We start from the raw sequence: 12218 nt of genomic DNA, 5'->3' as shown, positions 1-12218 counted from the left end.
GCGTGTCCAAACCCGATGAGACATCAAGTGATACCTTTACGGCATCATGTTCTCGTTCGACCAGCTCCGCGGTTTCGTCGCCGTGGCCGAAGAACTCCATTTCGGACGCGCCGCCGAGCGGCTCAACATGACGCAGCCGCCGCTGAGCCGGCAGGTGCAGAAACTGGAGCGGGCGATCGGGGTCCGGCTCTTCGAGCGCGACAACCGCCGCGTCGAGCTGACCGCGGCCGGGACGGCCTTCCTGTCCGAGGCCAGACGCCTCCTCGCGCTCGCGGACAACGCGCCCGACCTGGCCCGGAGGATCTCGGCCGGGTCGGCGGGCACGGTCCGCATCGGGTTCACGGCGGTCTCGATGCTCGCCGTCCTGCCCGCGGTGCTGCGCCGCATCGACGAGCGGCTGCCCGACGTCGACGTCGACCTGTACGAGATGGTCACCGGGGAGCAGATCGACGCGCTGCTCGCCCATGAGCTCGACCTCGGCGTGGCCCGCCCGCCGTTCGACCCGGACGTCTTCGGCTCACGGGTCATCAGCCGCGAGGCGATCATGGTCGCCGTCCCGGCCGGCCACCGGCTCACCGGCCTGGGCCGCCCCGTCGAGGCACGCGACCTGGCCGCCGAACCCTTGATCATGCACGCCCCGAGCAAGGCCCGCTACTTCTACGATCTCGTCGTCAGCCTGGTCCCGATCAGCCATCGGAACGTCGTGCACAGCGTCAGCCAGGTCCTGACGATGGTCTGGCTGGTCTCCGCGGGCCGGGGGATCGCCTTCATCCCCGAGGCCGCCACCCGCCTGGGCATCGAGGGTGTGGAGTTCCTCCCGCTCGCCGGCGTCGACAAGCCGGTGGAGTTGCACCTGCTCTGGCTGAAGGACGCCAAGAACCCGGCTCTGTGGCAGGTCCTCGGCCATCTCGACGGCTTCCAGGTGTGATCCACGCGATGCCTCGCGAGTATCAGTCGATGCAAAGTTGATCCTGGCCGGGTATCACGGGCCGTTCTAACGTGGTCGTGCCGTACGGCACTCCCCGCCGGTCCTACGAAGGGTGATCAGGTGGCACGTACACCCACCATCGCGTCGGTCGAGGTCATTCCCGTCGCCGGCCACGACTCGATGCTGTTGAACCTGTCCGGCGCGCACGGCCCCTTCTTCACGCGGAACATCGCCGTCGTCTCCGACAGCGACGGCCGTACGGGACTGGGCGAGGTGCCCGGGGGCGCGCCGATCGCCGACACGATCAACGACGCCGCGGAACTCCTCGTCGGGCGGCCCGTCGCACTGCTCGGCTCCCTGCTCCGGGAGGTGGCGCTCCGGTTCGCGGACCGTGACCGCGGTGGTCGCGGCCGGCAGACCTTCGACCAGCGCACGACCGTCCACGCCGTCACGGCGCTCGAATCCGCGCTGCTGGACCTGCTCGGTCAGTATCTGGAGGTGCCCGTCGCCGCGTTGCTCGGCGACGGCCCGCAGCGTGACGCGGTACCGGTGCTCGGCTACCTGTTCTACGTCGGCGACCACGCCGCGACCGGCCTTCCGTACGTCGTCGAGGAGCAGGCCGCCGACGACTGGGAACGGCTGCGCCGGCGCGAGGCGCTCGACTCCGGATCGATCGTCGCGCTGGCCGAGGCCGCCCAGGCGCGCTACGGGTTCCACGACTTCAAGCTCAAGGGCGGTGTGCTCCCGGGCGAGCAGGAGATGGAGGCCGTACGCGCTCTCGCCGCCCGCTTCCCGGACGCCCGCGTGACGCTGGACCCCAACGGCGCCTGGTCGCTCTCCGACGCCGTCGCGCTGTGCCGCGACGCCGGTGGCGTCCTCGCGTACGCGGAGGACCCGTGCGGCGCCGAGGACGGCTACTCAGGGCGGGAGGCGATGGCGGAGTTCCGCCGTGCGACCGGGCTCCCGACGGCGACCAACATGATCGCGACCGACTGGCGTCAGCTGGCGCACGCGGTCCGCGCGAACGCGGTCGACATCCCCCTGGCCGATCCGCACTTCTGGACGATGCGCGGCGCCGTCCGCGTGGCTCAGCTGTGTCACGACTTCGGGCTGACCTGGGGCTCGCACTCCAACAACCACTTCGACATCTCCCTGGCCATGTTCACGCACGTCGGCGCCGCCGCACCGGGCGAGATCACGGCTCTGGACACTCACTGGATCTGGCAGGACGGCCAGCGGCTGACCACCGCGCCGCTGGAGATCCACGACGGCCGGATCGCCGTACCCCAGAGCCCCGGTCTCGGCGTCGAGCTGGACCGCGACGCGGTGGCGGCGGCGCACGAGCTGTACGTCGAGCACGCGCTGGGAGCACGCGACGACGCCGTCGCGATGCGGTGCCTGGTGCCGGGCTGGTCCTTCGACCCGAAACGGCCCGCGTTCGTCCGCTGACCGGTCAGGGTCGCCCGCCGAACTCCGCGGTCCCCACCGTCCAGGCGCGGGCCTGCTCGGTCAGGGTGATGCCGAGACCGGGCCGCTCGGAGACGTACATGCGACCGCCACGCGTCTCCAGCCGCTCGTTGAACAGCGGTGCCAGCCAGTCGAAGTGCTCGACCCAGGGTTCGATCGGGTACGCGGCGGCGAGGTGCAGGTGGATCTCCATCGCGAAGTGCGGCGCTATCTCCAGCTGCCGGTGCTCCGCGTAGGCGGCGAGCTTGAGGAACTGCGTGATGCCTCCGATGCGGGGCGCGTCCGGCTGCACGATGTCGGCCGCGCCGGCGTCGATGAGACGGACGTGCTCGGCGACGCTGGAGAGCATCTCGCCGGTCGCGATGGGCGTGTCGAGGGCGCGTGCCAGGTTCGCGTGCCCGTCGGCGTCGTACGCGTCCAGCGGCTCCTCGATCCAGACCAGGCCGAACGGCTCGAACAGCCTGCCCATCCGCATCGCCGTGGCGCGGTCCCACTGCTGGTTCGCGTCGACCATGAGCGGGACGTCCGGGTCCAGCGCCTCGCGTACCGCGGTCACGCGCGCGATGTCCTGGCGCCAGTCGGGCTGGCCGACCTTGAGCTTGATGCCGCCGATGCCCGCCGCCAGCGAACTTCTGGCGTTCTCGATGACCTCGTCGACCGGGGTGTGCAGGAAACCGCCGGAGGTGTTGTACGTGCGGACCGAGTCGCGGTACGCGCCGAGCAGCTTGGCGAGCGGGAGCCCCGCGCGTTTGGCCTTGAGGTCCCACAGCGCGACGTCGATCGCCGCGATGGCCTGGACGGCGAGGCCGGAACGGCCGACGGAGGCGCCGGCCCAGGTGAGCTTGGTCCAGATCCTGCCGATGTCGGCGGGGTCCTCCCCGATCAGGACGGGCGCGATCTCCCGGGCATGGGCGAACTGGCCGGGGCCGCCGGCCCGCTTGGAGTAGGAGAACCCGATGCCCTCGTGGCCGGCCGCACTGACGATCTCGGCGAAGAGGAAGACCACCTCGGTCATCGGCCGCTGCCGGCCGGTGAGCACCTTCGCGTCGCTGATCGGATCGGCCAGCGGCAGGACGATGGAGGAGAGCCTCACGTGGGCGATCCGGTCGGTCATCGGTCGCCGCCCCGTCCCGTACCGTCCGTCTCCGGCCGGCCGTCGCGCCACCGGACGGTGCCGTCGGGGTCGTCGTCGCGCAGCTCGCGCGGAAGCAGGTCCGCGGGCACGTCCTGGTAGGCGACCGGCCGGAGGAAACGCTCGATGGCCCGGGCGCCGACGGACGTCGTCGCCGGCGCCGACGTGGCGGGGAACGGACCGCCGTGCACCATCGCGTGCCCGACCTCCACCCCGGTGGGCCAGCCGTTCACGATGAGGCGTCCGGCGACCGGTTCGAGCCGGTGCAGGAGCCGGGCGGCGGTGCCGTGGTCGCCGGGCGAGAGGTGGACCGTCGCCGTGAGCTGCCCTTCGAGGCGGTCCACGATCTCCGTGAGCCGCTGCTCGTCGCGGACCCGGACGATGACGGCGGCCGGGCCGAAGACCTCCTCGTGCAGCCGCCCGTCGGCCAGGAACGCCTCGCCCGTCGTGACGAACAGGTGCGGCTCACCCGGGCAGGCGAGCGGCCCGCCGATGGCACCCCGCGCGACCTCCTCGACCGCGCCGATCGATCGGAGCGTCCCGACGCCGCTCTCGTACGCGGCGGCGATCCCGGCGCTGAGCATCGGCGCGGGCACGACGGCCCGGACCGCCTCGCTCGCCGCGTCGACGAAGCGGTCCGCGTCCGGCCCGTCGAGGACGAAGACGAGTCCCGGCTTCGTGCACAGCTGGCCGGCGCTCCCGGTCATGGAGGCGGCGAACCCGGCGGCGAGCGCGACCGCCCGCTCCGCGAGCGCGCCGGGCAGCAGGAAGACCGGGTTGACCGCCGACATCTCGGCGTAGACGGGGATCGGTACGGGACGGCGCGCGGCCGCCTCGACCAGCGCGAGGCCACCGCGCCGGGAGCCGGTGAAACCGACCGCCCGGATGTACGGGTGGGTGACCAGCGCGTGCCCGAGGTCGGTGCTCGTGCCCTGCAGCAGGCTGAACGTGCCCGCGGGCAGATCGTGTTTCCGCACGGCGGCCCGGACCGCACGGCCGACGATCTCGGCCGTCCCCGGGTGAGCCGGATGCCCCTTGACCACGACGGGCGCGCCGGCCGCGAGGGCGGACGCCGTGTCGCCGCCGGCGACGGAGAAGGCGAGCGGGAAGTTCGACGCGCCGAACACCGCGACCGGGCCGACGGGGACCGACCGCTGCCGGATGTCGGGCCGGGGCACGGGTTCGCGGTCCGGGTCGCCCGCGTCGATCCGGGCCTGCCGCCAGGCGCCGTCCCGTACGACGCCGGCGAACAGCCGGAGCTGACCGGTGGTGCGGGCGGTCTCCGTGGCGACCCGGCCCGCGGGCAGACCGGTCTCCTCCTGGACCCGCGCGGCCAGGGCCGGCGCGACGTCCTCGATCTCGGCCGCGATCGACTCCAGGAACGCCGCCCGTACCTCGGGCGTGGTGGAACGGTAGGCGTCGAAGGCCTGCCATGCCTGCTCGGCGGCCTGCTCGACCTCCGCGGTGCCGCACTCGCCGAACCCGGGCTCCAGGCGTGCGCCCGTCGCGGGGTCGACGGCGTGGAACGTGCCCCCGGTCCCCATGACGTCCACCGCCCCGACCAGGGACCGGCCGGTGAGCGGCGCGTCGGTGTTCTCCGTGGGCTCCGCCATGGTCAGCTCACCTTCCGCACGAGGGTCTCGAGCTCGGAGAGCTCGGCGTCGGTGAGATCCGTCAGTGGCGGGCGGACCGGGCCGGCCGGCCGCCCGATCACCCTCATCCCGGCCTTGATGATGCTGACCGCGTACCCCGGCCGGCGGTTTCGCAGGTCGGTGTACGGGATCACGAACTCCGACAGCGCCGCCATCACGGCCGCGTCGTCACGGCGGCGGACCGCGTCGTAGAAGCCGGCGGCGTAGCGCGGCAGGAAGTTGAAGATGGCCGACGAGTACGTCGTCAGCCCCAGCGAGAGATACGGAAGGGCGAACATCTCCGCGGTCGGCAGCCCGCCGATGTACGTGAGGCGGTCACCCAGCCGGGCGTAGATCCGCGCCATCTGCTCGATGTCGCCGACGCCGTCCTTGAAGCCGACCAGGTTCCGGCACTCCTCCGCGAGGCGGTCGACCGTCTCGTCGGTGTACCTCGCGTTGGCGCGGTTGTAGACGATCACCCCCAGGCTCGTCGCGTCGCACACCGCCCGTACGTGCGCGCGCAGCCCCTCCTGCCCCGCCTCGGTGAGGTACGGCGGGAAGAGCAGGATGCCGTGCGCGCCCGCGCGTTCGGCGGTCCGTGCCAGTTCCACGGCGGTGGCCGTGCCGTACCCCGCGGGCGCGATGACGGGCAGCCCCTCGGAGGCGGCGCCGACGGCCGCGGCGACGACGTTCTCGACCTCGGGGAGGGTGAGGGAGAAGAACTCGCCGGTGCCGCCCGGGGCGAACAGGCCGGCGGCCGGAAACTGCGAGAGCCAGGCGACATGCTCCCGGTAGGCCGGCTCGTCGAAGGCGCCGTCCCTGGTCAGATGAGTGATCGGGAAGGACAGGAGGCCCGACCCGAGCTGCCGGGCGACCTCCCCGGGCGTGCGGTTGACCATGCCACGGTCTCCTTCTGGGCGCGGGAGTGCGGTCTACCGCGACTGTAGGAAGACGCCGTGATTCTCGTCCAACACCGCATTGGGATGGCTCGATACCTTGGCGACATGACACCGGGCCCGGCACCGCCCTCGGGCGCGGTGCCGGACCCGGTCCGCTGGTCGCGCTCGCCTCCTCACTCGCTACGCGGACGGCTCGTACCTCACCGGCCGCTTCGCTCGCTCGTCGGCTCGCCGCTCCGGTCAGCCGGCGATCTCCTCCAGGGAGCGCCGGCGCGTGGAGACGCCCATCGTGACCACGGCGACCACCGCGACGGCGATCACCGCGCACAGGGTCAGGAACACGCCGGAGAACTTCAGCGACGTGTAGGTCGCGCCCATGATGATCGGCGCGAGCGCGGCACCGACCCGGCTGAACACCGCCGACGCGCCCACCCCCGTGGCGCGGATCGGCGTCGGATAGACCTCCGGCGTGTAGGTGTACAGCGGCGCGTAGGCGCCGTTGAGGAAGAAGGCCAGAGCGATGCCGAAGATGAGCACCTGCACGTTGCCGCCGGCGAAGGCCAGGCCGACCGCCGACAGCGCGCTGGCCGCCAGGAAGACGACGATGCTCCACTTGCGGTCCAGCCGCTCGGACAGCACCGCCGCCGGGTAGTACCCGAGGACCTGCGCGACCTCGATGACGATCGAGTAGCCGAAGCTCTCGCTGATGGTCAGGCCCTTGTCCACGAGCAGCGTCGGCAGGAACACCAGGAAGCCGTAGTAGGCGAAGCTGAAGCAGAACCACAGCACCCAGATCAGGATCGTCTGCCGCAGCATCTTCGGCCGCCACAGCGCCGCGAACTGTTCGAGCACGCTGCGCATGGACAGGTGCTTGTCCGGCTCGTACCGCACGTCGGTGTCCACCGGCGGCAGGTCCTTGCCGGTGACCCGGCAGACCTTCGCCTCCAGGTCGTCGATGATCGCCCGTGCCTCGTCGATGCGGCCCTTGGAGAGCAGGTAGCGCGGCGACTCGGGCAGGTTGCGCCGCCAGAGGACGGCCAGGATGATCGGCAGGCCCACGATGAGCTGCGCGATCCGCCAGCCCTGGTCCATCGTCTGGATGACGAAGTAGCCGATCAGCGCGGCCAGCACGAACCCGAAGCCGAAGAACCCGGCCAGCGACCCGACGAAATGGCCGCGCTGTTTCACCGGCGCGAATTCCGCCAGGTACGGAATGATGATGTTGACGTTGATTCCGATGGCCACACCGGCGGCCACCCGGGTGACGATCAGGAAGGCGCCGTCCGGCGAGACCGCGCCGACGATCATCGCGGCGCTGTAGAACGCCATGGAGTACAGGAGCAGATTTCTGCGGCCCGTACGGTCGCCGATGAAGCTCACCGCGATCGCGCCGGCGAACGCTCCGATCAGCGACGAACTGCCGAGGAATCCCTGTTCGACTCCGGACAGCGAGAAAACGCCCGTGACGATCGGCAGCAGGAACGAGACGATTCCGTTGTCGAGCCCGTCGAACGTGGTGGTGAGACCGCCCTTCAGCAGGATTCCGCGCTGTACCGAGGTGAACGGCAGGCGGTCCAGCCGCGCTGCCACCTCGGCGTACGCGGCGGCGGCCCGCCCGTCATCGTAGGTGTCGGAGGACGATTGAGAGGAGGAGGATACAGCCATGACCATCGCCTTTCGGCAAAGCGCGTCGCACGTGGCGACGCCGGGATCAGTCGAGAAGAACACTCGCTTTCTTCGTCACCGGGACTCGTCATTTCCGCGTTCACCCGTGCCGGGCGGTCAGCCCTTGAGGCCGGTCAGCCCTTAAATACGTGACGGTAGAAACGCATCCAGTTGCCGCCCATGATCTTGGCGGTCTCCTCGTCGCCGAATCCGGCATGGGTGGTGAGGCATTCGGCGAGCGCGGGGAAGTCGCGGGTGGAGGTCATGAATTCCACCGGCTTGGCCTTGCCGGGGTTTCCGGCCGATCCGGCGCCGTACTGCGTGGTGCGCGTCCAGCGGCCTTTTCGCATCCACTGGAGCTCTCTGTCGCCGCTCTTGCGGCTGAGGTCGGTGCCGATCCCGACATGGTCGAGGCCGACGATGTCGACGGTGCGGCGCACCATGTCGCACCATGTCTCGCGCGACTCCGCCCACGGGCCGCTGATGTTCCGGTACGTGGCCAGGCCGATGACGCCGCCGTTCTCGGCCAGCGCGCGAAGCAGATCGTCCCCCTTGTTGCGCGCGTGCTCGTACAGCGAGCGGGCGTTGGCGTGGGTCACCGCGACCGGCGCCTCGGACGCCTCGATCGCGTCGATGCCGGTGCGCTCGCCCACGTGTGACAGGTCCACGACCATGCCGACCCGGTTCATCTCCCGTACGACCTCCCGGCCGAAGCGGGTCAGCCCCGAGTCGTGCGGCTCGTAGCAGGAGCCGCCGATGGCGTTCTGGTTGTTGTAGGTGAGCTGCATGACCCGCAGGCCCATGTCGTGGAACAGCTCCACGTACCGGATGCGGTCCTCGATCGGCGAGGAGTTCTGCGTGCCGAGCAGGATGGCGGTGCGTCCGGACGCGTGCGCCGCCTCGATGTCGTCGGCGGTGCGGGCGATCGTGATCAGGTCGGCGTTCTCCCTGGCCAGGTCGCGCCAGCGGCCGATCTCGTCCATGGTCTCCCCGGCGTCCTCCCAGAACGCCACCGTGTTGGTGACGCAGGCGAGGTCGCCGTCGCGCAGCTCCTGGAAGACCTCCCGGTCATAGACGCTGCATTCCAGCCCGTCGATGTACATGTGCCGTGTCCTCTTCCGTCTCGGGGGTGAGCGCGCTCAGCGGATGGCGGGGGTGGCGGCGTCCGGCTCCTGCGCGTCCTCGCCGAGCTCGCCGACGATGCGGCCCTGCGCGTCGAAGACCGACCGGCCGGTGTGGCGGCGCGACACCACCGAGTCGGGGGTGAGCGCGAGGTTGCCGAGGTGGAACAGGGCCCACCACAGGTGGGCGGGGACGTCCGTGCCGTCGTGCAGGATGCCCGCGGCCGACGGCGGCCCGGAGCCCTCGTACGACGGGGTGGCGGGACGGCACCTGAAGCGGCCGGGTCCGTCCGGGGCCAGCGCCAGGCCGTGGTCGGGCGCCACGTGCGGGAGGACGGCGAGCAGCTCGTCCCGCTCCGCGCCGGTGACCAGTACGGCGGCGTCGCCCAGCGCGGCGGCGAGGTCGACGATGTCGGGAACGGCGGCCAGCGCGTGCTTGCCGGCCGCGTCGATCACCAGCTCGTCCCCCGCCCTCGTGTACGTGACGGGACGGGCGGCGGTGGCGCCGATGGCCGCGCCGTCGGCGTGCAGCGCGCGCAGCCCCTCCAGCCCGGCGGCCTCGGCCGCGACGATCGCGTCCACGATCGCCGGGATCGCGCCGGCCGGTGCTCCGTGGTGCCACAGCACCCGGTAGCCGACCAGGCGGCATTCGCGCAGCGACACGTTGATGACGTCCGGGCCGGTCTCCTCCGGCAACGCGGTCGTCTCCGGCATGGTGGTCATCGCTCCTCCGGACGGCGAGGGTAGATCCAGTCGGCGGCGTGCCCGGCGGCGAGGTCGGTCGCGACGGGCGCGCCGTGGAACAGCAGGCCGAGCACGTTGCGGCCCAGGCCGTCCACGGTCTTGTCCAGCCCGTGGAACGCGGCGTTCATCAGCCGCACGATGTGCGCGGGGGTGAAGTCGCCGGCCAGCATGTTCATGTGCGGCGAGTGGTACCTCCGCCCGGCCAGGCCCTGCACGCGCTGCACGGTGGCGCGTTCGGCCGGGTGCGCCGCCAGGAACTCGCCGACCGTGCGGCCGGCCGGCTCGTCGCGCAGCGCCCGGGCGAGCCGCTGGACGTCGCCGGGCAGGTCGAGCGCCCATTCGAAGCCCTCGGGCACCTCATCCACCGGCCCGCGCCGCGGCTCCTCGGCGTCGCGCGACTTGTACCAGCGGAACCGGCGCTGCGCGGGATCGGCCAGGTCGAACCGGCGCGTCCACGCGTACTCGCGGTCCAGCAGCTCGCGCAGCTCGCCGACGCGCTGTGCCGGGCGGCGGGTCAGCGTCTCGTCCACCGGCTGGTACCGCAGCCACGCGTCGGTGGTCTCCGGCCGCAGTTCGAGCAGGATCGCGTTGCCCACCTCGACCGCGTCCGGCCCCACCTCGGCGGCGGCGTCCACCAGCTCGCCGAACGTGCGGGGCGGTTCGGCTCCGGCCATGGCCTTGACGATGAGGCGCAGGCCGTCGGCGACCGTGGCCGCGGGGGTGAACGAGTGGTACCGGAAGGGGTCCTCGTCGTAGAACGCGATGGCACGTTCCAGCAGCTCGGCGGCGCGGTTCCACTCGGCGTCGCCGGGCACCGCCGGCCGGGCCCGCGCCTCGGCGACGGCGGCGAACCGGAGGGTCAGCCAACGGTCCAGCAGCGCCGGGTGGTTGTTGGCGAAGAAGACCAGGCCGAGCGCCGAGCCGTTGCCCAGCCCGAGCAGCCGTTTCAGGTCCGCGTCCAGCCGGACGGCGCCCGGGTTCGCCAGCCGCGCCAGGTGCTCGGCCAGGTCGAAGGAGAACTCGCGCATCAGGTACGCGGACAGCATCTGGGCCTGGTACGGGCCGCGCAGCGGGTGGTCGTCCTCCAGCGCGAGGTACGAACGGGTGCCGAACGTGCCGTTGCCGTCCAGGCCGGTGTTCCGCATCAGGTAGCCGACGCGCCACAGCTCGTCCACGTCCGGCTGGCGCCCGCTCGCCAGCCGCTCGATCACGTGGTCGAACAGCCGCAGGCTGCGGTTGGACCGGCACCAGACGAGCGTGCCCGGCGTGGCGCGGCCGGCGTACAGCTTGGGGAACTCGGCGCGGGTGGCGCGCATGTCCGCCTCGCCGGCCTCGCCCTCGACGAGCGCGCCCATCATGTCCCAGTCGGTGCCGATGATCCGCCCGGTGCGCCCCTCCAGCTTGGGCTCGAACGAGAACACCATGAAGTCGAACGTCCGGCCGGGGGCGTGCACGCGGTACAGCGCGTCTCCCCGGGCCCGGTCGTCGATGTCGAACCGGACGACCTCGATGCGCCAGCGTTCCCGGCTCATCCGGTTGATGAGCGCGCGGCTGGCCGAAAGCCGGGTGGGCGGCAGCGTGGCGAGCCGCTCCGGACGCATGAACGCCTCTGGATCGGGGCCGAGGGCCGGATCGGTGTCGGGCGCGGCGGTCTGCATGTCCCTCCTGTACGGGTGATGGGTTAGGAGCCCCAGGGAGCGTCCGCCCCCGGGTCGACGCTGGTGGTCAGGCGGGACAGCCGGGCGGCGGCGGCCGCGAGCGGCTCCCGTGCGGTGAGCGGGTCGAAGCCGGTCCTGGACCCGACCGCGCAGAGCGCCACGCTGGGCTCCCCGGTACGGCCGGAGACCGGGAAGGCGATCGCGGCGAGCCCTCCGTCGGGGTCCGCCTCGGGAATGAGCGCGTATCCCTGCGCACGGATCTCGGCCAGTTCGGCGTCGGTCGGCACGTCGACGTTCCGTGCGCGCAGGCCGGCGACGACGGCGGGGTCCGCGAACGCGAGCAGCACCCGTCCGGTGGCGCCGAACCGCAGGTCGAGCCGGCGGCCCAGGGCCAGCGTCACGTGCGCGGCGGTGCCCGGCTCGGCCCGCTTGACCACGCGCGTCGCGTCGTCGTCGAGCACGGCCAGGCAGACGGACTGCCCGGTCTCCGCCGCCAGGTCGACCAGCATCGCGGAGACCCGGTCGCCGAACCCGGCGTGCTGCAACGCCGCGTGCCCGAGGTGCGCGGCCTTCACCGTGAGCTGGTACGCGCCGTCCGGCAGCCGCTCCATCCACCCGGCGGCGACCAGCGTGACGAGGTGCCGGTGCACCTCCGACCGGGTGGCCCCGAGGGTCCGTGCGAGATCGGCGACCCGGACCGGATCCTCCGACTCGCCCACGACGTCGAGCAGCCGCAGCAGCTTCAGGGCCGACGACATCGGCCGCGTACTCGCGGAGTCGTTGGCGTCTGTCCTATATTTCATGACAACATCCTAGAATGTGTGACACCGCGAACGTAAGGTAGACCCAGACCGACCGTCAAGCGGCGAACAGGCCCCGAATTGTTCGCCGCATTGTTTGTTTGATCGGAGTTCCTGGCCTGGCCTTGCCCGGTACCCATCACCGAACTCACGCTGGATCCGCGCCGCAACGG

At 71.7% G+C, this 12218-nt stretch carries 10 protein-coding genes; 2 read left to right on the top strand and 8 right to left on the bottom strand.

The annotated features are described in order from the left end of the window. Positions 1–46 precede the first annotated feature (46 nt). Both QSK37_RS37840 and QSK37_RS37835 read left to right on the top strand, forming a co-directional pair. Positions 47–928, top strand: a complete 882-nt coding sequence (locus QSK37_RS37840) for a LysR family transcriptional regulator (protein ID WP_285630639.1) — start codon at positions 47–49, stop codon at positions 926–928. Between the two features lie 120 nt (positions 929–1048). Further along, entirely contained in the window at positions 1049–2377 is a 1329-nt protein-coding gene (locus tag QSK37_RS37835) for an enolase C-terminal domain-like protein (protein ID WP_285630634.1), read from the top strand. Between the two features lie 4 nt (positions 2378–2381). Here the strand turns inward: QSK37_RS37835 and QSK37_RS37830 are convergent, their stop codons facing one another. The 8 genes from QSK37_RS37830 to QSK37_RS37795 all read right to left on the bottom strand — a co-directional run bounded on the left by QSK37_RS37830 (position 2382) and on the right by QSK37_RS37795 (position 12048). Further along, positions 2382–3509, bottom strand: coding sequence for an L-talarate/galactarate dehydratase (locus QSK37_RS37830; protein ID WP_285630632.1), 1128 nt, complete (start codon positions 3507–3509; stop codon positions 2382–2384). Further along, positions 3506–5140 carry an aldehyde dehydrogenase (NADP(+)) gene (locus tag QSK37_RS37825; protein WP_285630630.1) on the bottom strand — a complete coding sequence of 545 codons (1635 nt, stop codon included), beginning with the start codon at positions 5138–5140 and terminating at the stop codon, positions 3506–3508. The genes QSK37_RS37830 and QSK37_RS37825 overlap by 4 nt, the downstream gene beginning before the upstream one ends. Positions 5141–5142: 2 nt before the next feature. Beyond that, on the bottom strand, positions 5143–6057 hold the full coding sequence (gene kdgD / locus QSK37_RS37820) for a 5-dehydro-4-deoxyglucarate dehydratase (protein WP_285630627.1): 915 nt from the start codon (positions 6055–6057) through the stop codon (positions 5143–5145). 240 nt (positions 6058–6297) lie between these two features. Next, positions 6298–7722, bottom strand: coding sequence for an MFS transporter (locus tag QSK37_RS37815; protein ID WP_285630625.1), 1425 nt, complete (start codon positions 7720–7722; stop codon positions 6298–6300). A 134-nt stretch (positions 7723–7856) separates the two neighbouring features. After that, positions 7857–8825, bottom strand: coding sequence for a dipeptidase (locus QSK37_RS37810; protein ID WP_285630624.1), 969 nt, complete (start codon positions 8823–8825; stop codon positions 7857–7859). Between the two features lie 36 nt (positions 8826–8861). Continuing rightward, positions 8862–9566: a hypothetical protein gene (locus QSK37_RS37805; protein ID WP_285630621.1), complete on the bottom strand. Its 705-nt coding sequence runs from the start codon at positions 9564–9566 to the stop codon at positions 8862–8864. After that, entirely contained in the window at positions 9563–11245 is a 1683-nt protein-coding gene (locus QSK37_RS37800) for a hypothetical protein (RefSeq protein ID WP_285630618.1), read from the bottom strand. Before QSK37_RS37800 ends, QSK37_RS37805 begins: the two co-directional genes overlap by 4 nt. 23 nt (positions 11246–11268) lie before the next feature. Then, a complete protein-coding gene (locus QSK37_RS37795) occupies positions 11269–12048 on the bottom strand; it encodes an IclR family transcriptional regulator (RefSeq protein WP_285630615.1) in 780 nt (259 codons plus the stop codon). Between the last annotated feature and the right edge of the window lie 170 nt (positions 12049–12218).

Origin of the sequence: Actinoallomurus iriomotensis, from assembly GCF_030269445.1 — a bacterium.
Taxonomy (GTDB): domain Bacteria; phylum Actinomycetota; class Actinomycetes; order Streptosporangiales; family Streptosporangiaceae; genus Actinoallomurus; species Actinoallomurus iriomotensis.
The sequence above is the reverse complement of the archived record's forward strand: the minus strand, read 5'-3'. Positions and strand labels throughout refer to the sequence as shown.